The following is a 22469-nucleotide window of genomic DNA, read 5'->3' as shown; positions in this document are numbered from 1 at the left end:
AGTAACCGCCACCCCGCCACCGACCCGGCAGCCGCCGACCGACACGGCGTGCGCTTCCCTACGCCGCGCGGTGCTCGCCGCGCGGCCCGACCACCCCACCGGACAACGGCCTGTCGTCATCCGGCGGCCCACCGGGCTACCCGCCCTCCGCGCCAGCCCGCCGGGCGTGTTGCGTGGCCGGAGTCGGAGCGCCAGCGGAGCGACGGACGCGCGCCCAGGCGGCGGCGCGTGCGGCCCTTTCAGGGCCGCCTTGAAGACGTACAGAAACTTTGAACCACATTGCCGGCAGCCGGCAGCCGGGCTGTCGTACTCGGGTTGGTGCGTTACATCGTGGCTTCACTTGATGCATGGCGCTCCGTCGAGTCACTACCCTCGCTGGGATGAGCGATCAAGACTGGTTGGCTGACACCCGCATCTCCTATGACACGGTCGCCGTCGGCTACGCCGACCAGGTGCGCGACGCTCTCGCTAGCGAGCCCTACCTACAAGTGAGTCTGGCGTTGTTCGCCGACATGGTCCAGGCCGCCGTCGACGGGCCGGTGGCGGACGTGGGTTGCGGACCAGGACACGTCACCGCCCACCTGAGCAAGCTTGGCGTCGACGCCTTCGGCATCGACCTTTCACCCAAGATGATCGACGTTGCTCGGCGGGATAACCCTGGCCTGCGATTCGAGGTGGGCTCGATGACGGATCTGAGTCTCGGCGACGCCTCGGTTGCCGGCCTGGTTGCCTTCTGGTCGCTGATCCACGTCCCCGACGACGCGGTACCCACGGTCTTCGGCCACTTCCGGCGGGTGTTGCGTCCCGGCGGACCGCTGTTACTCGGCTTTCACGTGGGCGACGGATCGCGGCTGAAAACACAGGGCTACGGTGGCCACCCTATGAGGGTCTACGTTCACCGACGCCAACCTGACCAAGTAACGGCTTGGCTGCGCGATGCCGGATTCACGGTCGAGGCCCAGTTGATGCTCAATCTGGACCAGCCTTTCCCAGGGGCCGTCCTCTTCGCGCGCCGCCAGCCCTAGCAGCTTCTGGGCAGTGTTGGGCTTGCACGAAATCGTCTAGCCGGACGTGTCACCCGTCATCCGATATCGATCCGTCACGCATCAAGTGGAGCCCGACATTGCCGGCAGCCGGCCGACCTGGCTTGACCTGGCCGAAGCCGCGGACTTCCGAATCAGGCACGTGCAGCGGGAAAGGACGACTGCAAAGCGGTAGCTCGCGACTCGATGAGCTGCATGCGGAGCTGCCACTCTTCGTTCGCGCTCCAGTCGCTTTGAGCGGTGATCTGGTCCGGATGCTTGCGGTACAACAGTCCAGGTTCCGCAACGAAGTACCCGTCGGTGACAACCGATGCGGCGATCAGCAGGCCGGTGTCTTCCCCGCCGGGCAGTGCCATCCATCCGCCGAGGGCAAGCGCGAGGTCACGCCGGATGCACAGCGTGGCTGGGTGGATCGGAAGCCGGTACTGGTTGGTCCGGAAGTACGTCAGGACGTCGCCCCGGGGGAGAGTGCCGCCCGGAGGGTCGGCGTGCTGCCACCCGATGGTTGACCCGGCCGGCTGTTCCAGAGCGAGCGGGGCAACGTGGTTGCGGCCTCGACGTACTCCCGCGTCTGGGATGAGGCGCGTCGATTGGCGTTGACACCGCGTCAGGTTGACTCTCCGCTCGCTGGTCGCCCGTACGACCTGCGGCACGCTGCCGTGTCGCTGTGGCTCAACGCTGGTGTACCGGCAACCGAGGTAGCCGACCGGGCCGGGCACTCCGTTGACGTACTGCTGAAGGTCTACGCCAAGTGCATCGACGGCGCGGAGGCCACCGTCAACGACCGGATCTCTGAGGCTCTGACTGGTGTGGCGTGGCCCGTATGATGGCTGCCGTTCCGGATCTTGTCCCGGTGGTACCGGCTGACCTGCGAAGATGCCTTCAAGGTCATTCCGCGTCTGTTCCGCAACCTACGACAAGCGGCGACTTCTGGTGACACACGGCTGCACACTTGTTCTAATCGAGCGACGTAGGTATTGCCAGCTCAGGGAGCGTTTCGGCTGTGTATCGAGGTGCCCCCGGCAGGATTCGAACCTGCGACACACGGTTTAGGAAACCGATGCTCTATCCCCTGAGCTACGAGGGCGCGAGGGCCCAGTCTAGCGACCTGGGGGTTCACCTGGGGTGGCAGGGAGTGGCCCACGTTCGCCCACGTTCCCCGGACCGCCGTTCTCCCAGCCCAGGACCACAGCCCGAGCACACGAACGCCGGTTTGCGACCGGCGGTCGGCCGCGGTGACCCGTGTTGGCACCGGTTCACCCGGGTTGGCATCCGCTGGAGAGCACACACCGCGCACATCATCGAAGATCAACGACGTTCCGTCCGCATGCCAACAGTCGGCGCCGCCACCGGAGACCAGGGGGCGCTCAGCCCGAGGTCGCTCGGACCCGCCGCGAATCTGACCATGATGATCCCCCCAGGCGTCCGCACATGCCGAGTTGAGTGCACCCGCTGACGTCACGTGACGCCGCCTCCACCATAGATATAGAACATTGATCAATCGTCCATCTTCGAATGCGCGCCCTTGTGGGATGCTTGATCCATGGGAACGGACGCGTGGCGGAACTGGCGAGCTTTCGTTGACGGACAAGCAGAACTAGAGAATTTTGATGACGAACTCCAGTCGGACGTCTCGTTCGTCGGAGGACCCGCTAGATTCGGTCCTTACACTCTATCAACAGTCATCCGAGACTCCGACACGGTTGGCCCAGCCATCGCCGTCCATGCCGGCGTCCACGCCAACCTCATACCCGAGGTCGTCGTGGACGGGAAGCTTGCGAAATCCGACTCAAGCGCCTATCACGGCGGCAGCATGACGGATGAAATTGCTGCCCTTGCATCTCTTGAGTTGGGCGTGCGCCTTCGCCTAGCGGGCACCACACGCATGTCTGGAATCCATGAACAGAGCGATCCAGAGAGGGTGCCGATATTGTTTGAGGTCCCTCGCCTAAGCCGCCCAGGTCGACCGGGCCGCGAACAGATACCCGCAGCGGTAGCACGGAAAGCTGACGTCACTGCACTGCGTCGACTGTCCACGTTCGCGGATATCAACGAGATTGCGCAGGCGGAACTTGTACGCGCGGCTCGGTCCTATGCTGCAGCACTCTGGTGGGCTAATGAGGACCCGAACCAGGCTTGGCTACAGTTCGTTACAGCTGTCGAAACAGCGGCCACATGCCGACAGCGTTTAACGGCCGAGCCTCTCGATTTGCTGAGTGAGCATTGGCCGGAACTGTGGGACGAACTCCAAGACGCGAGTGAAAGGGTGAGAACGCGGATTGCCGGCGTTCTGGCAGAACAGACTAAAGCCACGCGAAAATTCATCGACTTCTTGACAGACTGCGCACCCGAGCCGCCCGATGAGCGGATGGAATACGGACAACTAGACTGGAGTAAGATGCGCCGGCATTCCTCCGTTATATACGGGCACCGGTCAAAGGCTCTCCACGAGGGGAAGCCATTTCCCATGCCAATGCTAAGTGAGCCGAGCCGGGATAATTCTGGTGCCGTTCAGGAAACCCCATGGGGGTTGAACTCCGGTGGTCTCGGTGGCGTCTGGAAGGCGTCGGAAACCCCCATGCTGCTTTCTACCTTCGAATACATCACGCGGGGCGCGCTTCTTCGGTGGTGGGACGAGCTGACCTCGGAGGCCAGCGCTGTGACTGGACCGACCATCTTGCGGAACTGACTCGTAAGAAGCCTGGGCACGCTGTTGAGTGGCTAACTGATCTGCCACCGACCGCACGCGGTCGACGCCGCGCTGTCGTGGCCAGAACCGTGCATTCGATCGTACGACCGAAGCCCTCGCTGGCGAGTGGCTCCCGTCTTGCTGATGGCGGTGCAGCCAGCATGCGGGCTATGCTTGTGCCCCAAGTCACCTCCTGATGCACTACGCGCGCTCATGCCGAATCGGGTGCGTCGACCGTGTCCCGTCGCCTTATTCAGCGGGACATCTGCCCGCGGTCATGCCGCTGCCATTTTCAGATGCGCACGGCTGTCGACCGCGTTAAGCCTGCGCGCGTCGTCGGTGCACTCGGTGACACGGCCTCCGAAAGCAGTCCCTATCAGGGAGGCCGACGAGCAGGCTATACCTACTGATCGACTGCCGGGTCCATCACTGCGGCCCTCGGAATTGCGCATAGATTGGCCCTAGCATTCGGTCGTCGCCCGCGAATCTCTGCCGCGCCGCGTCAGTGAGAGGTAGTTGGTCGGCAAGTAACTGGCGCAGGGTGTCGTGGAGGCCAACGATGCTTCTTTCAACGAGCCTGAAGTCGGTGTACGCGGCCTTACCGCGGTGCGAGAGGTTACTTCGGACCCGGTACCAGGCGTCGAACGAGTTTGGGCCGGGAGCGCGCTGTCGCTGCTGCGGTCGCCGGCTGTCGCTGACCTCGATCGAAGGCGGGTTCGCCGCCTCGATAGCGTCAACGGCGGCGCGATCGCCTCGGAGGCTACTTAACCTTCTGCCCGGGTCAGTAGTCGGGCCGAAGACGAAGGCGGTGTACCTTTCGAGCACCGTGCACAGCGTGAGGTACGTGCCCTGGATCGGGAGAAAGGCATCCCAAAATCCTTCCATGTCCGCAGGCATGGGCCTGACGCTCTCGAGGTGACGTTTGGCGATAGCGAAGATGCCGTCCAGTCCACCGCGGAACAAGGGATCGTCGACAGATGACCATTGCTGCTCGTGTGGCTGCGGGTTCCCCTTGCTTGGACCACGACCGACGTACGCCCAGGCGTCGACCTCATCCCCCGTTTCGGTCCTTGCCCTCAGCCTCCGTTCGATGTACAGCGAGCCGTCTTCGTACTTCTGAACCTTGTGCCGGAGGTCGTCGGCTCCCTCGAGCGTTGACGCGGTGAGCAGGTCGCCTCGGACCCAGCCACCGCGAACCTCGGTGATGAACGGAAGCCCGTCGCGCACGTAGAGGCCATAACCCGGGATGTTCGCACGATCAATCCGCGACACCAATGGCGCTATCTGCCGGTAGGCCAGTTCGCCACGGCGAAGACTGCCGTAGACGAAGATCGCTTTGGGGGTGTCGGACACGAGTCGAAGTTTGCCACGGCCACTTCTGACTGGCTATGCCGTGCGGCTACTGTGGTGCCGCGCTTGGTGAGTAGTGCAAGACCGCCAGCGGAGGAAGGGCATCAACGCAGGGTGGTCGCACCGTGTGCGGGCTGCAGCGTGGGGGACGGTTGTGAAGAGCATCTGCGTGATGCTCAGAAGTGACATCCGTAGAGCGCCCAAACATGCCGCAGATTGCGTACGCTGCGGCAATCCACGTCTACCGCTGTCCGCTCGGGATAGGCTTGGGATGCCACGATGAGGAATCGCTATCGTGCCCGGTTCCAAAGCGGTGACGCGGCCGACGCGTCCAGGACTGCTCGCTCGAGTGTCACTGCAGCTTGCCGGTCTTCCGTCACAGCCCATCTGATATGCAGGTCGGCCCAGTGCAAGGCGTCTTGCGCCCAAGCCGCCGCGCGCTTGGGCTGGCCGCCAATGAGTTGCTCAAGGTGCTCCTGTACGAAGGTGGCATCGGCAAGGGCCCGATCCAGGACGGCTTCTCCCAGCCCACTGACTGCTGCCTTCCCACGGCGGTACACCGTGAGCCGTCCTCGAAGTCCTTGGCCACGACGCTCGCCGGCCATGCCCACGTAGACGAGACCGCCTGCTGCCCCTTGCCGAGCGAGGTACACGCCTGGGAGACGCGGCGCCGAGGCAGCCGCATCGTGGAAGGGTAGCCACGGCGACCACTTTGCAAGGGCTGCGACTACGTCGTTGGCAAACACCGGACCAGCATGCCGCAAGTGCAAACGGGGCGAACCTCTGGAGGTATCGCGCTCTGATGCCGCGACGATGGCGCCCTGCGATCAGCAGGTCGACTCGGGCAGCGGGCTTCGAACGCCGGGTCACATCACGACGCGGACACCGGCCAGCGTTCGGTGGGGCGGTGGCGGGAGAGTCGCCGCCGGGAGATCTCCGCGCTGACCCTGGCCGGGTTGCGCCGCCACACCCCGTCGAGCAGATCGTCGAGGCCGTGCGGCGCGCATACCGTGATCTGGTCATGCGCGTCGAGGCGGACGGCCACGGCGGTGGCGTACTCGGGCCAGGTGGCAACGGCATCGGCGACGGTCCGCAGCGGCGCCACCGGACCTCCGCCGAACTTGGCCGGGTACCAGGTATGCACCGCGGCCTGGTTCTTTGCCTCCCACGGCGGATTCGGCCAGGCCGCCACCAGTCGCCGGGTGGCCCGGTCGTCGTTGTCGCGGCTCAGGTCCGTCAGGTCGTGGAAGACGACGTCGACGTCCCGCACCGATGACGGGTCGAAGCCGTCGCCGTATCGCTCGCCCCAGACGAGGTCGCGGATGGCGCCGGCGCCGATCCAGGCGTCCGGTAGGCCGGAGTCCCGGACGACGCCCAGCGCCCGGATCATCCATGGGCTGCGCAGGACCAGGTCCCGCAGTTCGTCTTCTCGCATCGTTTCCCCCGATTGTCGCTGTTGGATTCCTGGTCAGTCGAACAACCGGCCCACAAGCGCGCCCTGGCCAGACTGCAGGACGTGCGCGGTCCGTAGCGGTATCCAGAAGCACTCGAACCGGGTGGGCTCCTGCTCGCCGTCGTGGTCTTCCTGGCTCGCCCATCGCTCGGGCGTCGGCCCGTGCAGCGCCAACTCGAAGACGTGCCGACGTTGGATCTCAAAGCGGAGCGGGCTGAGGTCGTACTCGATCTCCCCCAGCTTGCGCACGACGGTGAAGCCGGTCAGTCCGGTCTCTTCGCGGGCCTCGCGCAGCGCCGCGTCCGCCGGGTCCTCACCGGGGCGGACGCTGCCGCCGGGCACCTGGATGCCTACCTCCTCGTAGCTGAAGTCGGTGTGGCGGAAGACGAGCAGGTGCCCGTCCCGTACGACGTAGCAGAGAACCTTGTTGGTGATCACCTTCTCGGGCACGGCGCCTTCCTCCACTCCTTTCCTCTGGTGCGTCTACCCGGGGTCTGGCAGGTGTGTATCGGGCAGGCCGAAGATGGCTTCCTGGGCCGCTCGGGCGAGGGTGGCCTGGGTGGCGGCGGGTAGTCCGAGCCTGTTCCAGTGGAAGATCACGTGCAAGGCGATTACTGCCCGCAGACCACGGGTGAGGGTGCCCCTTTCCCGTTGACGGTGTAGAGCTGCGCCGGCGTGTGCGAATGCGGTGTGCCAGTCGCCGCGGGTGCGAGGTGCGCCGAGCAGCAGGCTTCGAACGTCTCCGGTGAACCTCTCCCACCTTGGGGCATCGATTCTGGGTGTCTGGTTGAGGTGTCCGGCGCGGTGCTCGACGACTTGGGCCCAGACGTCGCCTTGCTCGTTGAGGTCCAGCCCTGCTGCGCGCATCAAGGCGCTGCACAAGATCAGGGAGTGTTCGCGCCGGGTGGTGGGGTGCTGGTGGAGGTAGGCGAGGAGGTGGCGGCTGTCGTGGTGGAACAGCGTGTGGGCGGTGGTCATGGCGTCGTGACCGCCGAAGGCGTGGATTTCGGGTTCGTAGATGTCACCGGCCCAGGTAACCCCTTCGGTGAGTAGCCCGCGGGCCTGATCCCCGCTCTCTGGGCTTCCTGTTGGGAGGTAACGGATGCGCCAAGCGCCTTTGCGGATGAACCACCAGGAGGTGATCAGGCCGGCGGTCTCGGCGGCGGGAAGCACTCGGCGCAGGTGGGCGACGGCCTGTTTCTCGCGCTCCTGGGCGGTCTGGCCGGGGTAGGTGATGTTGACCTGGTGCCAGGGGGTGTGGTCCACGGATGGCTCTTTCAGGTGAGGAGGAGACAGGCGTCCCAGGTGGTGGCGACGGCGGTGACGAGGTCGGCGCCTGCCCTGCCATCGAGCAGCCCTTCGGGCTCGTTGGGGGTGGGGGCGGTCTGCCGGTGGAGATCTTCTACGGCAGCCAGGGGTATCAAGGTGAGGGCATCGGAAGCGATCCGGCGGGCGGTGGCCACCAGTCCGGCGGTGCCGTGGCACAGGCTTCGGTCGGTGAGCCGTCGAAGTTGTTCGGGGTCGGTGACGCAGGTGGTGAAGGCGGTCTCGGCGAGGTGCTGCCGAGTGGTGTCGTGCAGGGCTTGTGCGGCGAGTTGTTGGGCGCGGGCGATGCCGGGGGTGCCGTAGCACCAGGACGGCCGCAGCGGGGTTCGCTGGGCCGTTGTTCCGCGGTGTAGGTCGGTGAGGGTGATGGTTTGCGGCCACCAGATTGTGCCGTCGGTGTGCTGCTGCCAGGCGTCCAGCCATCGGCTGATGCGGTTGATCGCCGTGGTGTGTCCGGCGACGGTGATGCCGTCGCGGAGGGTGAGGGCGAGCAGAGCCAAGGGACCGGTGATGCCGTGCGCCATACCGAAGTTCGCGTGACCACCCAAGGGCGGTGGCTGGCGGCGTTCGGGCCCGTTCCAGCACCACCAGCCGGGCAGTTCGTCGCACGGTTCGGTGAGCCGGACGAGGTAGTCCAGGACCTGGCGGAGCAGGTCGTGATCGCCGAGCCTGCGCAGGACGACACCGAGTCCGGTCAGCCCGCGGATGAGGTCGTACTCGGCGTAGTGCGGCTGCTCGTGGCGGTCGATGCGGCGGTGGGCAGTGTCGAGTCGTCGTCGGGCCACGGTGGCGGTGCCGTCGGCGGTGACCGCTCGTGCCTGGGCGAGCCCCGGATGGTCGGTGATGGCGAGGACGAAGGCGAGTGCGGGAGCGCCGTAGAAGAGGCTGGCTCCGTCGCTGATGCTCACGCCACCGGCGGTGGCGTGGCGCAGTGCCTCGTACGCTGCCGGCCGGTTGCCGGTTTCCAGGTGCAGCAGGGCGATGCCGGCCGCGCCGTCGGCGAGGGACTGTCCCGTGGTCACGGCTTGATCCTGGCGAGGGTGGTGCGGGCGATGGTGCGGGCCAGCCGCAGGCAGTGCCGTTCGGAGGCGGGGTCGACGCCGATCATGCGGGCGTGGTGCAGGTGCAGCAGGTCAGCCAACACGTCGTCGGGGTCGAGCCCGTCATCGGCGGCCATGGCGCGGTAGGCGGCCAGCGCTGCCGCGAGTTGCTCGTCACGCACTGGACGTCGGGCTTGTTCGAGCTGGGCGGGGTCGAGGCGGGGGCCGGTTCGGTGAGGGACGTGGGTGGCGAGCCAGCGCGGGCCGTCGCCGGTGAAGCCGTCGGCGATGGCGATCATCCCGGCGGCGGTGGCGGCCTGTCGGTCGCCGGTGAGCCGGTGCAGGGCGGCGTGGGAGTCGGCGGCGAACACCCGCTCGGCGGCGGCTAGGGTCGCCGCGGCGCCGTGGCGGGTTTCGGGGCGGTACGGGTGCAGGCTGTAGTCGTGCAGGAGGGCGTCATCGTGTAGGTGCTGCACCCAGCCGGCGAGATGGCGGGCGGTGTCGGCGAACCGGTCAGTGTCCGGAAGCGGGATGCGTAGCCGCAGGTGCGGCTCGGGATGGGGATACCTCAGGAACCACCAGCCGGCTGGTAGGTGGCCGGCGAGGTCGGTCAAGATGTCATCGAGCCGACCGTGTAGGTGTGCCTCGATCCACCGTGACCGCCCTGGCCAGTGCTGAACAGTGGTGGCTGGTCGGGCTGGTCGGGCTGGTTGAGCGGCCGGCGCGGGGTGGGTGAGGGTGAGCAGGAGTTCGGCGGGGCGGTCGTCGATCCAGCCCGCTGGCCCTGGAGCCTCGGTGATCACGGTGCGGGGATGCCGTTCGAGGTGGTCGCGTAGGACCCCCAGGTGGGCGGGGTTGTCCAGGTCAAGGCGTAGGCGTATGTCGTCATCGCCGACCAGGACCTGCTGCGGGATGTGCCGTTGGAGGCGGTGTCCTCGCCAGGCGTCACGCCACTGCGCCCATGCTGTCCCCTGAGCGGGAAGCGCGGTGTGGTCGACGATCCAGCGGGCGGGGTGCACGATGGTGCGTCCCCGTCGCAGGCGGGGTAGGAACGGCAGGCCGCTGGCGTGTCCCCAGTCGAACCGGCTGCACGGTGCCGTCCAGGCGGTCCAGATCTCGGCCAGGAACCGCATCAGCGGCTGCTGCAGCGTAGGCAGCAGGACGCTGTTGAACAGCAGCGGCTCGACGGGCTGACCGGTGGTCAGCGATACCAGCCACAACCAGCGTCCGTCGCCGACCACCGCCAGGTCTTCGATCGTGTACGGCGGTGCCGGGTGGAAGTCGCCGACAGAGAGGACGGGCAGCAGCTCGGGCGTGCGGGCTACTGCGGTGAGGCGGGCGTCAAGGGGTGGTCCGGACAGCTGCAGCGGGGCCGCGCCGGGAAGGGCAGTCGGCAGATTTCGGTACACCTGCTGGAATCCGGCGAGTTCGGAGGGGGTAAGCAGGTGCAGGAACCGGGCCGCGGCGACCCCGGCGTGGCGGGACCCGCTGAGTACCGTCAGGGTGAACGTGCCGCGGTCCAGATCGCGCGGAGTGTCGGCGGCGAGGGCAGCCCGCAGTTCGGTGTGCGGAATTGGCGGCCGGTCGTCATTCCCGCGGAGCCGGTCGATCAGCGCGTCGTTGAGCACCACTTCGGTGCAGCCGTCGAGTGCGGCCTGCTGCGCGAGCTGTCCGAGCAGCCGGTCGCGGGCGGTGAACAGCGCTGGGGCGTGGCGAGTGGATCCCCGGTAGCCGGCCGGAAAGCCCAGTACCTTCAGCACATCACGGATGGGAACAGCCGCGCCTGGGCCCCATCGCTCGATGAACGCGTTGTGGTACTCGGCCCATCCGGGGGTAGGTGGTGGCGCTACCGCCACGAGGGTCGACGCGGCCCGCTCCGCCTCGTACAGGACCGGCGGGGGCAGGGTCACGGCGATGTCGGCACGTAGATCGACGGCGGTCCGGCTGCCCGGCGTCGGAATGACGCAGTGGCGGGCGACCTGAGCGGCCAGGTCGGTGGCGGTCATGGGCGGGCGGAGAGCCGACAGCAGCACCCCGGTGTGAACCAGGTCGGCCAGCAGCCGCTCGGCGTCGGCGATGCCGGCAGGTACAGCGATCGTCTCGGCGAGGTCGGCGAACCTGACCGGGGACCGCGCCGCCTGGATCGCCGCCCGGATTGGGCTGGTCAGGCGGATCTCGACGTCCCACCGCCGATCGTCGCTGGCGTGGGCGCAGGGCAGCACCCACCTGTCGCCGCGCCGGTATCCCAATGAGTTCGTCACGACGGGGACGGTGCGCAGGGTGGCCAGGTCGTGTTCGGCCCGCGCGGTGTGTTCGGCGATGAACTGGCCGTCGGGGCGTGGGACCGCGCGATGGGCGTCGCCCAGGCGGACTGCCGCGCGAGCGCCGAACTGGACCGGGGCGACGCCGGCGAACGTGCCGAACGGGGTCGCACGGGTGGTCCAGCGCAGCAGGTACCGGACCGCTGACTGCACCAGGCGCCGCAGCCGCTGCTGAGGCACCGGCTCCCCGCTCAGCGTGCGTTGGATCTGGTCGGCCAGCTGCGGTGCCGCGCCGGTGACGGCTGCCGCGAATCCGGGCAGCGTCCACGTGGTGTCCAGCCACTCGCGCCACTGATCCGGATGACCGTGGGCCATGTTGGGCCAGGGCGGCAGAACGAGACCCTTGGGGTAGGCGGCGATTCTGATCAGCGCCGCGCCAGCTGCGGGAACCATGATGCACCACCGAATCGTCGGGCCCGGCGTGCGCGACGCCGGGCCCGATCGTGAGAGGAACGGATGGGTCAGTTGCCGCCGTCGCACTTGGTGGTGCAGGCGTTGGAGCCGGTGTTGCCGGAGCCGCACCCGTCGTCGGTGGCGGTGGCGTAGCCGCCCGCGGTGGGGCCGGCGTCGACCAGGCTGACGTCCAGGGCGAACTCCGAGGTGTCGGTGTCGTTCACGTGCTTTCCCTTCTATGCGGGGGTGAAGGTGAGGACGAAGCGGCTGTGCCGCTTGTCCAACACCGTCCCGGCCGGCAGGTCGCCGTCGGGAGTACCAGTGGGCAGGACGTGCAGCACCGGTGAAGGGCTGCCCGAATCCAGCCATGCGCGCATCTGTCCGACCATCCGACCGGCCGCCGACGCGGCGTCGGGCCCGTGCGCAACGGCGCTCAGGTCGAACATGTTGTCGTCGTTCCAGCGCAGCGTCGATCGGTAGCAGAACGCGCCGTTGTTGAGGGCGGCCGGTGTGCCGAAGCGCCAGGCCGGGGCGACGACGCCTGCATCGACGGCCTCCTGCTGGGCAGTGAGAACGACGAACTGCTGTCCCGCATCGGTGATGCGGGTCGCCAGCCACAGGTCGAGGTCGGCCAGGACGGTACGAGGGGGCAGGCTCACCCCGGCCCATGCCTGCGTCTGCGGCTGCGCCAACAGCTCACCGACGGCGTGGCGATCGACCTGCTGGTCCTCGTCCAGCCGCAGGTGCACCCCGTCAGCGATGTCGACGTACCGCACCTCATGCGCCCCGGCGCCCTGCATCGACACGAACCCGCACAACCGCTGGCTGTGGCTGACCAGCCGATCGCTGGTCCGACGCATCGCCCATGAGCGGGTCATCCCGAACGTCCGTAGCGGCACGACGAGCGTTCCGTTCTCGGCGAGCTGCGCGGTCCAGGCCGGTGAGATGTCCCAGGCGCCGACCGTGACGATGATCAGGTCGTATGTGCGGCCCGGGTTGACCGGTTGCTCGGCGTCCGCGCACACCACGGCCACGTCGTCGTAACCCGCCGCGGTGAGGCAGGCGGTGGCCCGGTCAGTGACCTCGCGATCGATGTCTACGGTCGTGACCGAGCCCTCGGGGCCGACCAGCTCGCGCAGCAGCGCGGCGTTGTATCCGCCGGAACCGATCTCCAGGACGTGCCGACCGGCCAACCCACCGTCGACGGCGTCGGCGGCCTGACCGAGCATCTCCGCGATGAGCCACGGCGCCGACACCGAACTGACCGCCTCGTCGCCGATCCGCTTGGTCACCACGGCCTGGTCGGCCCGGTACGCCTCCGTAAGCGCGGCATCCGGAGTGAACAGATGGCGTGGCACGGACCGTAGTGCCGCCTCCACCTCGGGCTGCATGACCAGCCCTTTCTCCGTGTGATCAGCGACGAGCTGATCGACCATTGCGGCGTGGAGGTCCTCGCCGCTCGCCGTGTCGACACTCATTCGGGTGCTCTCCCTCTCCATCAGGACCTCCCGATCGGGTGGTCCGCCGTACCGCTTTTCTTCGGGCCCAACAGAGCGTCAAGCCGCTGGACTCGCCAAGTCACACGGGTATCTCAAGTCGATGTGGTGCCGGTCGAAGGTCGCGTCCTGCTGGCGGTCATGGGTGCCCGGGTAAGCGCCCAATGCCCATGGGCATGATCGTTCGTGCGGCGGGAAGGCCGGGGCGCAGCCGTTGTATCAAGATCGCGGCGCGGAGCGGACTCCTGCTGCACTGCAGCCTCCCGTGCTAGGTCGGTGGCGGATCTGACGAGCAGCCATCGGCACGTCTCCACAATCGCCCGGCGAGTCGGTGGAGGGAATGCCGAGCATGCGGACGAAGCGGCTGTCCGCATGTGCGCCACCAGTGAGCGTCTCCCGTACCTACGCACCTCGGTGTTCGTGGTTGCGCCGCGCTGAACAGCGAGTGACCCTATGTGCGCGATAGTCACGCTGATCATCGCCATAGTGGTGCGAACAGTCACGAGGAGGCGGTGCTATGGGCCAGACCCCGCGGATGCTCCAGCCGTCCCTGTCCGAGCGCCACTTCTTCGGTGCCGAGCTGCGTCGGCTGCGGGAGCGGGCTAACCTCTCCCAGGCGCGCCTCGGCGCGATGATCCGCTTCAGCGCTGACCTGGTGCGTCGGATCGAGACAGCGGACCGTTTCCCGTCCCGGGAATTCGTCGAGGCCTGCGACAGGGCGTTGGAGGCCGGAGGGGCCTTGACCCGCCTGCTACCTCTTCTCGAGGAAAGTCGCAACAGCGAGAACATGCGGGCAACTTCCCCGAGCGGTTCTGGCAACGCAGACACCCTGCTGCCCACCCAATTGAAGGAGAAGCCCGGGGTGGCGGGCATGGTCGTCCGTGTTCCCTTCCAGCCCGGTGTCCTCGATCGCGCCGCCCTTGACTGGCTGAACGCTGCGGCGGACCCCCGGCCGCCCGTGGTCGGACGACCCGGCTCGCCTGACCAGGTTGACGAAGAGGATCTTCATGCGGCGGAGACCGCTCTGGCGATGTTCCGGCAGTTGGACCACACCCACGGCGCCGGACGAGTCCACGCGCAGGTGCAGCGGTACGTCGAAGGCGAGCTGAACCGGCTGTTGGCGAACACTCCCACCTCCGAGGCTGTCGGCCGGCACCTGTACACGCTGGCGGCGGGATTCTTCGAGCTCTGCGGGTACCAGGCGGTCGACACCGGCGCCCACGGCCTCGCCCAGCGCCGCTACCTCCGCGCCCTACGTCTGACGGAAGCCGCCGACGACCGCCCGTACGGCAGCTACCTGCTCGCCGTGAACATCGGCCACCTCGCACTGCACTGCGGCCATCCCGAGCCGGCACGCAGGATGGCGCTGACGGCGGTGAGAGGAAGCGAGACCCAGGCGACGCCCGCCGTGGCAGCCGCGCTGCACGCGGTGGTGGCGCGCACCCACGCCCGACTTGGACGCGAAGACGACTGCCTGACCCACCTCGACATCGCGGAAAGGCAACTGGCCCGTGCCAAGCCCGAGGACGAGCCGGCGTGGATCGGGTACTTCGACGCGGCGTACCTCGCCGACGAGATCGCCCACTGCTTCCACGACCTGGGCCGACCGCAGCACACCCAACGGCACCTGGGCGACGCCCTCACCGCCCTGAGCCCCACCCACGTCCGGCGACTCGCCATCGACACAGCGCTCCTGGCCTCGTCGCTGGCCGCCGCCGGCCGCATCGACGAAGCCTGCGCCACCGCACGCGAGGCAGTCGACCACGCCGCACGAACCACCTCACACCGCTGCCTGCAGCGCATCGTCGAGGTACAGGCCGACCTCGAGCCCTACCGGTGCGAGCCGGAGGTCCGCGAGTTCGGCGAGTACGTGCGTCACCGACTACCGCTGGCCGCCGTGTAGCCCCCGTTAGTCGTTGGCCGCATCCGCCATCACCGAGCGGTAGTGACCCAGCTCCGCCTCCAGCGCCGCGCCCGCTCTACGGGACGACGCCACATAGTGGCCGACATCGGCAAGAAGCAACACCTCAGGTGCCATGCCGAGAGACGTCAACTCGTCGGCGAGTTCGCGGACATCCTCGACCACGGCCACCTCGTCGGCGATGCCATGAATGAGCAGCACCGGCCGTTGCACAGCAGCGGCACGGACCCGGCCGGCACCACCTCGCAGCCGCATCGCGTGCGCCCGCTGGAACCGGGGCACCGTCTGCGCCCACCGGTCAGGATCCACGATCGCCGACACGGCCGTGGCAGCGGCGAACGGGCCGTCCTGGGCCACCGCGTGCAACGCGGTGTAGCCGCCGGCGCTGGCACCACGGATGAACACCTGCCCCGGCACCGCCCGTCCCGTCGACAGCAGGTGAACCGCCACCGCCGCGCAGTCGCCGACATCGTCCAGGCCCCACCGGCCGTACAGCGATTCCCGGAACGCGCGGCCGTACCCGGTGCTACCCAGGTAGTCAACATCAACAACGGCGAACCCGCGGCTGGTGAAGAACTGTGCCTGCCAGTCCAGGCGCAGCAGGCAGGACGCGGTCGGCCCGGGATGCGCCCGGACGATCACCGGCGCCCGCCAGTCCGCCGCCGAGCCCGTCGGCGGATACACCAGGGCAAGGACCTCCCGCCCACTGGCCACTCGGACGCGCAGCTCCGTTGGGGTCGATACTCGCGCGCGGTCGAGTGCGGCGTGCTCCGGCCTGGCAAGCACCTTCACCTGGGGGTCAGCCTCAGCCAGGTCTACGAGCGCGACCTGTGGAGCTACGGTCGGCGATGATCCGATCAACGCCACCGTCGTCCCGCGGGGGGCGAGGTACGGCTTGATCGACGTGTACGGCAGGTCGACCGGGCGGACAGTGCCGTCGGGCTCGATGACGACAAGGCGGTGTCGCGGCCCCTCCTGCACCACCAAGACAATCCGACCACCGTCGAGGAAGCCATACGACGCGTAACCCAACTCCCACGGCTCCGCAGCGCACTCACCCGCGATCGGAGCCACCGCCTCCACCCTGCGGCCGTCCCACCGGTAGAGGTTCCACCAACCGCTGCGGTCCGACACGAAGTACAACGCCCCGCCGGGTCCCCACCGCGGCTCCACCGCAGACTCCTCCGGACCGCCGGCCAGTCTCACTGCGCCGTCGACCTGATGACGCGGCGAGTAGGACGCCACCCATATCTCACACGCGTCCCAGGGCATGTCGCGCTCGCTCCACCTGGTCCAGGCCAACCAACCCGGACCCGGCCGAGGCGCACCAAGAAACCCCGGGGACGAGACGAGAGTTCGCACCGTCGGAGCACCGGTGAGCGACACCGCGACGAGTTCGTCACCCTGCCCCGACTCCCGCACAGCCAGCAACTCGCCGTCGCCGACCGTCAGGTCACCGAAGGATCCATGAGCGATCAATTCGAGTTGATCGTCGGAACGACGACTCCGGTAGAGGCCATCTCGGCCGACGCACCACAGCGTCCCCTTGGCAGCAGCGAAAGATCCACCCCCGTACGCGTGAACGCCGCTGGCGACATCAAAGCCCTTCGGACTGACATCACGCTTGCCCTCGCCGGACCGCCATCGTGTCACCGCTGTGCAACCGCCGGCGTCGGGGCGGGTCTCCAGCCAGTACAGGGCGTCATCACCCGTACGCAGTTGGTCATAGCTCACCGAGGCGCGTACGGCGTCTTCCACCGACACTTCAGCGATCCTGTCAGCCGGCCTCACGGGTCCTCCTCGAACAACTGCACGCGGGGCGGACGACGGCGGTCTAGTCAATCGGTCGGCGGGACACCGGGACGGCCAGGTCTTTCGTACCGGTGTGCGGGCTTAGACGGCCGACTCTACGTCCGAGCGCCGCGCCCCTTCCCCTGCCCCGGAGCACCCCGCAAACTACCTCCGCCCGATCGCTCTCCCCGGGGGGGGTAACGGGCAAAGTCGATACGGACAACAGCTCCCGTTCAGCATCACTCCTGATCATGCCTTGTGTCTCAACAGGAGGCCGTGATGGTCGGCGAAAGAGCGAACGAGGTCTTCGAGTACGGCTTTGCCCTGGGCTGCGGTGGCGTGGGACGGCAGGCCGATGACGCCGCTGGCGGTGTAGCCACTCATGCCCTGCGTGAGGAGGTGACGCCGATCGTCCGCTAGATGGTCGGCATGCTGGAAGCCGTCACGCACCACCTCGGGCGCGACGTGCAGGAGCAGCGAAACCTCGAGCTCGCCCGCGTGCATGTCCTGGTGGGCTGTGCTGTGTAGGCCTGCGGCCACTCGGGCGTCGTCCCAGTCGGCCCGAGAGGGGAATAGAGTCATCCTCGGTCCGGCGACGTTGGCTTCCTGAACGACGTTGGCAAGCGCGTAGTTGCCGCCGTGCCCGTTGATCACAGCGAGCTGATTGATGCCTGATTGACGCAGGGAGGCGGCGATGTCACCGACCACGGCGGCGAGCGTGGTGGCGCTGATACTGACCGTTCCACGCCACGCCGCGTGTTCGTGGGAGCAGGAGATCGTCACGGGCGGCAGCAGAAAGAGGTCGTAGCGCTCGGCGACTGCCTTCGCGATCGCGCATGCCACGATAGTGTCCGTCAGCAGCGGCAGGTGGGCGCCGTGCTGTTCGAAACTCCCGACCGGAAGGACCGCGACGGACGCCGCTCGCTCGGACTCCTCGGTGCTCGTCGCCGTCGTGATCAGATCCACGGGCTAATGGTTGCACGCTTCAAGAGTGGCCTGCCGATAGGCGCGCACGAAGGTCGCCGCCTCCGGAACGGCTGTCTGCTGGCGCAGGGCCACCGCCGTCGGGTTCAACCAGCGCAGAGCCCGCGCGGACGAGGTACCCGTGGCCAAGGCCAATGCGTTGGTGGCCTCGACCGCTGCGCGCTCAACGTCGCCACTGTTGACGTAGGCGGTGGACAAGGCCGATCGCCACAGGGCCTCATCGACGCGCCACTGATCTGGCCATTGGCGCAGGAGTTGCTCGTAGAGATCGGCTGCAGCCGCCGGTTGACCGAGGAGCAGACGGCACTGCGCTTCGTGGGCAGCCACATACACCAGGTCGCAGTGGGCACCAACATCGACCGGCAACGCCGAGCCCCAATCGGCGCGGCCGGCGATCCTGTGCGCCTGGTCGATGGTGGCTGCGCAGGCGTTCTGGTCACCTCCCATCGCGTAGGCCTGGGCCTGGCGGACCAGCAGTAGAGCGCGGATGCGGCCTGGTAACCGGACCTCGTCCAGCGCCCGCTGCGCCAAGGCAGCAGCATTACGCGGGTCGAAGCGCTCAAGGGCTCGTTGGCTCTGCCTCATCAGGACATAGCTGGCAAGCGCTGGCGCGTTCGCTTCGACGGCGTGCCGCTGGGCGCGTCGCAGCCAGGCGTCAGCCTCGGCGGCGTCGCCCTGCTCGTCGATCCAGCTGAGGAACTCCGCCCACAGCGCCTGCGCGATTAGTACATCTCGGCGGTCGGCTGAACGGCTTCGCCGCCCGATGGCGGCTGCGACGCCAATCTGCGCATGGGCAGTGGACGCCATCCCTACATATCCGGTGCGGTTTCCGGCAACGGCCAGACTGGCGAGCTGCTCGTGCCACGAGCGGAGCAGGTCGGTCTTGTCGGGGTGATCGATGGAGGCCCGGAGTTGGCCCTCCGCGCCCTCGGCCAAGCGGTAGCCGACACTGGTGAGGCGGCGCGCACTCTCCAGGTCTGCCAGGAAGCGGACCAGCTCGCCACCTGTCTGCAGTGCGCCCTCACACGACTCGACGAAGCGGGCGGACGGCCAACGTTCGGCCTTCTCCACCTTGCCGATGAGGTCCCCACTGACGTGCACCAGCCTGCCTAGAGCACGCTGGGACAGCCCGCGGCGCTCGCGCCACTGCCGAAGCGCGGCACCGAACCCATGCAGCGCCGATCGATGCGGGGTCAGTCGTCGTGGAGTTTGCGCCACCGGTACTCCTGGGTGCCGTCTGTCCGTCGCTGCCGGATCCGGACAGGTCTGACCGTACGTGGTCGAACGCTACGCGGACAGTTGCATGCGGACAACACCGTATGTCCGCATCAACGGTATCGACTCACCTGGCCCGGTGGGCAATTCTCGTTGCCGAGATACCCGTTCGCATGCTCCACGAAATCGTTTGGGGCGGTTCAAGATCGAAGAATCATTTGCCTTCGCTGACGAGTGGGCTGCGAAACAGCGTGATTAGCCAGGACCCAAAAGCTTGAGGAGTCTGATGAGTTTCCAGAATGACCTCTCCAAATATGGTTATCGGCAGGAGTTGAGCCGTCAACTACGGTTCCGGGACCTGGTCGCGTACGGCCTGGTGTACATGGTGCCGATCGCGCCGATGGCGATCTTCGGAAGCGTGTACACCGGCTCCGGCGGGATGGTGGCCCTGGCGTACACGGTCGGCGTGGTCGCGCTGGTGTTCACCGCGTTCTCGTACGCGCAGATGGTCAAGGCGTTCCCCATGTCAGGCAGCGTCTACAACTACGCCGGCCGAGGCATCAGCGCGCCGGTCGGGTTCCTGGCCGGCTGGGTGATCCTGCTCGACTACGTCCTCGTACCGGGCCTGCTGCACCTCGTGGCGTCGGTAGCGATGCACTCCACCGTGCCCGCGGTGCCGGTGTGGCTGTGGCTGCTCGGGTTCGTCGCGGTCAACACGGTCGTCAACTCGGTGGGGATCCGGATGACCGCGATGGTGACCCGGGTGATGCTCGTCGGCGAGCTGATCGTCCTGGCAATCTTCCTCGCCGTCGCCGGTTGGGCCCTCGCCTCGGGCAGGGGCCGGTTCAGCTGGGACGCGTTCTACAACGCCGACACCTTCACCTGGTCCCTCGTCGCGGGGGCGGTGTCGATCGCGGTGCTGTCATTCCTCGGCTTCGACGGCATCTCCATGCTGGCCGAGGAGACCAAGGGCGGTTCCCGGCAGATCGGCCGTGCCATGGCCGCCGTCCTCATCCTGGCCGGCGTGCTGTTCATCGCCCAGACCTGGCTGGCCGCGATGCTCGTCCCCGAGCCGGCCTCGCTGCTCACGGACGGGGATCCGAACGGCACCGCCTTCTACGACGCCGCGCAAGTGGCTGGCGGAGGCTGGCTGGCGACGTTGTGCGCGGTCGCCACCGCGATCGCGTGGGGCCTGCCGAACTCGATGGTCGCGCAGGTCGCCACGTCCAGGCTGCTGTACGCGATGGCCCGGGACCGGCAGCTCCCGGCCTTTCTGGCGAAGGTGTCGATCCGCCGCAACGTGCCAATCAACGCGACCCTGCTCACCGGCGCCGTGTCCCTCACGCTGGGCCTGTACATGGCGACCCGCGCGGACGGGATCACGCTGCTGTCGTCGCTGATCAACTTCGGGGCGATGGTCGCGTTCCTGGTCCTGCACGTCTCCGTCGTCGTGCACCACCTCATCCGCCAGCGCAGCCGCAACTGGTGGGCACACCTCGTCATGCCCGGGATCGGCTTCGCGATCCTCACCTACGTGGTGGTCAACGCCAACATCGCCGCGCAGCGCCTCGGTCTGGCCTGGCTCGCCCTCGGCATGGTCGTACTCGCCGGCCTGTACCTGTCCGGCCGCCGGCCCGCCCTGTCGGGTCTGGCGCCAGCGCAGCCGCAGGCCCGCCACGTCGAACGGGTGTGACGAACATGGACGCGATCAGCTACCGGCCCGCCCGCGACGAGCTGGCCTACACCTTCGGTGGCCGGATGCCCGTAGCCCACATCCGCTCCGGCGACGTGCTGCAGGTACACACCGAGGACTGCTTCGGCGGCCTCGTCCGCGGCCCGGCGGACCTGCCGTCGCAGGTGTGCCGCATGCCCTACCTGAACCCCGTGTCCGGGCCGTTCTTCATCGAGGACGCAGAGCCAGGCGACACCCTCGCCGTCCACCTCGCCTCGATCGTTCCGGCCCGCGACTGGGGAGTCTCCTCGACGTTCCCGCACTTCGGGGCACTGACCTCCACCTCGCACACGGCGACCCTGCAGCCGCCTCTCGATGAGCGGGTGTGGGTGTACGACATCGACCAGCAGGCCGGCACGGTCCGCTTCCACGCCACCGAAACCGACCACACGGTCGACCTCCCGCTGGACCCGATGATCGGCACCATCGGCGTGGCCCCGGGCGGTTTCGAGGCGCGGTCGACCATCGTGCCCGACAGCCATGGCGGGAACCTCGACACCCCGGAGCTGCGCGCCGGTACCACCCTGTACCTGGGCGTGAATGTGCACGGGGCGATGCTCGCCCTCGGCGACGGCCACGCCCGCCAGGGCGAAGGTGAGGCCTGCGGCGTCGGGGTGGAGATCGCCACAACCACCACCCTGATCATCGAGGTCATCAAAGGCGTCCCGACGGTGTGGCCCCGTCTGGAGACCGACACGTCGATCATGTCGGTCGGCTGCGCCCGCCCGTTGGAGGACGCCTACCGGATAGCGCACCGCGACCTGGTCGGCTGGGTGGGTGACCTCACCGGCCTGGAGCAGCTCGACGCGTACCAGCTGGTGTCGCAGGCGGGACGGGCGCCGATCGGCAACGTCTGCGACCCGAACTACACGATCCTCGCCGCCGTCGACAAGCTGCTGCTTCCGCAGCCGCAGGCCGCCTACGCCGGGGTGCACGCCCGCCTGCGGCAGCACGCCAGCGGGCCGCGGTAGGGGACGGGATCGAGATGACCTCGTCCATCCCGCAGTTGCCGTTGCGGGACGAGTTGTTCCTGCTGGGCCACGACGACGACACCGGCCAGCCGCACATCCACCGCCAAGCCCTCGCCCTCGGCCTGGCTGGTGCGGTTCTCATCGACCTGTTCCTCGCCGGGCGGATCGCCCTCGACACCACCGATGACACCGGGCCGGGCGGGGAGCAGCGGCTGTGGCTGCACCTGGACCGCCCGGTCGGTGATCTGATCGCCGACACCGCCCTGGCATCGATCCGCTACGCCCATCCGGCCCCGCCGCTGCGGGGGTGGCTGCGCGGGTTCGCCGCCGACCTGTACGACCGCACCCGCGCCGGCCTGCACGCCGGCGGGATCCTGCGCCACGACGTGCGCCGCCGCCTCGGCGGGCTCGCCCGCACCGACCGCTACCTGCCCACGGACCTGAAGTGGCCGGTCGTCGCCCGCGCCCGGCTGCACTACATCGCCGCCGGCCGTGACCAGCCCGACAACCACACCGCCGCCCTCGGCGGCCTCGTCGCGACCCTCGGCCTGACCAACCACCTGTACCTCGCCGACGACACCGCCGCCCTCACCGTGCAGCTACGCACCATCGCCGCGCAGCACCACCGGCAGGTACGCGACATCACCGCCGCGGTCGACGCCGCCGTCGGTGACCTCGCCACCGCCACCTACCGGTGAGTCCTCATCACCCCACCCGTTTCCGCTGCCCTTGGAGAGACACCTC

The 22469-nt window shown here is 68.0% G+C and carries 17 protein-coding genes, 1 tRNA gene and 1 pseudogene; 6 read left to right on the top strand and 13 right to left on the bottom strand.

All coding sequences use genetic code 11. The features are described 5' to 3' along the window. Positions 1-380 precede the first annotated feature (380 nt). On the top strand, positions 381-1025 hold the full coding sequence (locus tag J3R08_RS02860) for a class I SAM-dependent methyltransferase (RefSeq protein ID WP_209959926.1): 645 nt from the start codon (positions 381-383) through the stop codon (positions 1023-1025). Positions 1026-1177: 152 nt separating this feature from the next. Here the strand turns inward: J3R08_RS02860 and J3R08_RS02855 are convergent, their stop codons facing one another. Both J3R08_RS02855 and J3R08_RS02850 read right to left on the bottom strand, forming a co-directional pair. Continuing rightward, positions 1178-1399, bottom strand: coding sequence for a hypothetical protein (locus J3R08_RS02855; RefSeq protein WP_209959925.1), 222 nt, complete (start codon positions 1397-1399; stop codon positions 1178-1180). Between the two features lie 658 nt (positions 1400-2057). After that, a tRNA-Arg gene (locus tag J3R08_RS02850) sits at positions 2058-2130 on the bottom strand. 456 nt (positions 2131-2586) lie between these two features. Here J3R08_RS02850 and J3R08_RS02845 point away from each other — a divergent pair. Beyond that, positions 2587-3732: a hypothetical protein gene (locus J3R08_RS02845; protein WP_209959924.1), complete on the top strand. Its 1146-nt coding sequence runs from the start codon at positions 2587-2589 to the stop codon at positions 3730-3732. Between the two features lie 426 nt (positions 3733-4158). Here the strand turns inward: J3R08_RS02845 and J3R08_RS02840 are convergent, their stop codons facing one another. The 8 genes from J3R08_RS02840 to fxlM form a co-directional block, all read right to left on the bottom strand. Then, positions 4159-5085, bottom strand: a complete 927-nt coding sequence (locus J3R08_RS02840; protein ID WP_209959923.1) for a gamma-glutamylcyclotransferase family protein — start codon at positions 5083-5085, stop codon at positions 4159-4161. Positions 5086-5953: 868 nt separating this feature from the next. After that, positions 5954-6517, bottom strand: coding sequence for a nucleotidyltransferase family protein (locus J3R08_RS02835; protein WP_209959922.1), 564 nt, complete (start codon positions 6515-6517; stop codon positions 5954-5956). Between the two features lie 33 nt (positions 6518-6550). Beyond that, positions 6551-6985, bottom strand: a complete 435-nt coding sequence (locus J3R08_RS02830; protein WP_209959921.1) for an NUDIX domain-containing protein — start codon at positions 6983-6985, stop codon at positions 6551-6553. 33 nt (positions 6986-7018) lie between these two features. Next, positions 7019-7801, bottom strand: coding sequence for a thiopeptide-type bacteriocin biosynthesis protein (locus J3R08_RS02825; RefSeq protein ID WP_209959919.1), 783 nt, complete (start codon positions 7799-7801; stop codon positions 7019-7021). Positions 7802-7812: 11 nt separating this feature from the next. After that, a complete protein-coding gene (locus tag J3R08_RS02820; RefSeq protein ID WP_209959917.1) occupies positions 7813-8883 on the bottom strand; it encodes a lanthionine synthetase C family protein in 1071 nt (356 codons plus the stop codon). Further along, the gene (locus tag J3R08_RS02815; RefSeq protein WP_209959915.1) at positions 8880-11615 is read right to left on the bottom strand and encodes a lantibiotic dehydratase; all 2736 of its coding nucleotides are present in this window, start codon (positions 11613-11615) and stop codon (positions 8880-8882) included. The genes J3R08_RS02820 and J3R08_RS02815 overlap by 4 nt, the downstream gene beginning before the upstream one ends. A gap of 68 nt (positions 11616-11683) precedes the next feature. Beyond that, positions 11684-11839 carry an FxLD family lanthipeptide gene (gene fxlA, locus J3R08_RS02810; RefSeq protein WP_088643751.1) on the bottom strand — a complete coding sequence of 52 codons (156 nt, stop codon included), beginning with the start codon at positions 11837-11839 and terminating at the stop codon, positions 11684-11686. A 12-nt stretch (positions 11840-11851) separates the two neighbouring features. Continuing rightward, positions 11852-13093, bottom strand: a complete 1242-nt coding sequence (gene fxlM / locus J3R08_RS02805; protein ID WP_209959914.1) for a methyltransferase, FxLD system — start codon at positions 13091-13093, stop codon at positions 11852-11854. A 535-nt stretch (positions 13094-13628) separates the two neighbouring features. Here fxlM and J3R08_RS02800 point away from each other — a divergent pair. Further along, on the top strand, positions 13629-15014 hold the full coding sequence (locus J3R08_RS02800) for a helix-turn-helix transcriptional regulator (protein WP_209959912.1): 1386 nt from the start codon (positions 13629-13631) through the stop codon (positions 15012-15014). Here J3R08_RS02800 and J3R08_RS02795 read toward each other — a convergent pair. The 3 genes and pseudogenes from J3R08_RS02795 to J3R08_RS02785 form a co-directional block, all read right to left on the bottom strand. Then, positions 14987-16175: pseudogene (locus J3R08_RS02795) on the bottom strand (prolyl oligopeptidase family serine peptidase). The gene J3R08_RS02800 and the pseudogene J3R08_RS02795 sit on opposite strands and share 28 nt — an antisense overlap. 897 nt (positions 16176-17072) lie before the next feature. Further along, positions 17073-17789, bottom strand: a complete 717-nt coding sequence (locus J3R08_RS02790; protein ID WP_209959908.1) for a creatininase family protein — start codon at positions 17787-17789, stop codon at positions 17073-17075. Positions 17790-17792: 3 nt separating this feature from the next. After that, positions 17793-19025, bottom strand: coding sequence for a helix-turn-helix transcriptional regulator (locus tag J3R08_RS02785; RefSeq protein WP_209959906.1), 1233 nt, complete (start codon positions 19023-19025; stop codon positions 17793-17795). 283 nt (positions 19026-19308) lie between these two features. Here J3R08_RS02785 and J3R08_RS02780 point away from each other — a divergent pair, with 283 nt between their 5' ends. The 3 genes from J3R08_RS02780 to J3R08_RS02770 are packed head-to-tail and all read left to right on the top strand — an operon-like array spanning position 19309 to position 22423. Continuing rightward, entirely contained in the window at positions 19309-20715 is a 1407-nt protein-coding gene (locus J3R08_RS02780; RefSeq protein WP_209959904.1) for an APC family permease, read from the top strand. Then, positions 20712-21725: an acetamidase/formamidase family protein gene (locus J3R08_RS02775; RefSeq protein ID WP_209959902.1), complete on the top strand. Its 1014-nt coding sequence runs from the start codon at positions 20712-20714 to the stop codon at positions 21723-21725. The genes J3R08_RS02780 and J3R08_RS02775 overlap by 4 nt, the downstream gene beginning before the upstream one ends. Before the next feature lie 14 nt (positions 21726-21739). Then, the gene (locus J3R08_RS02770; RefSeq protein WP_209959900.1) at positions 21740-22423 is read left to right on the top strand and encodes a GPP34 family phosphoprotein; all 684 of its coding nucleotides are present in this window, start codon (positions 21740-21742) and stop codon (positions 22421-22423) included. Positions 22424-22469 lie beyond the last annotated feature (46 nt).

This window comes from Micromonospora sp. HB375 (genome assembly GCF_017872985.1).
In the GTDB taxonomy this organism is placed as follows: domain Bacteria; phylum Actinomycetota; class Actinomycetes; order Mycobacteriales; family Micromonosporaceae; genus Micromonospora; species Micromonospora chalcea.
The sequence above is the reverse complement of the archived record's forward strand: the minus strand, read 5'-3'. Positions and strand labels throughout refer to the sequence as shown.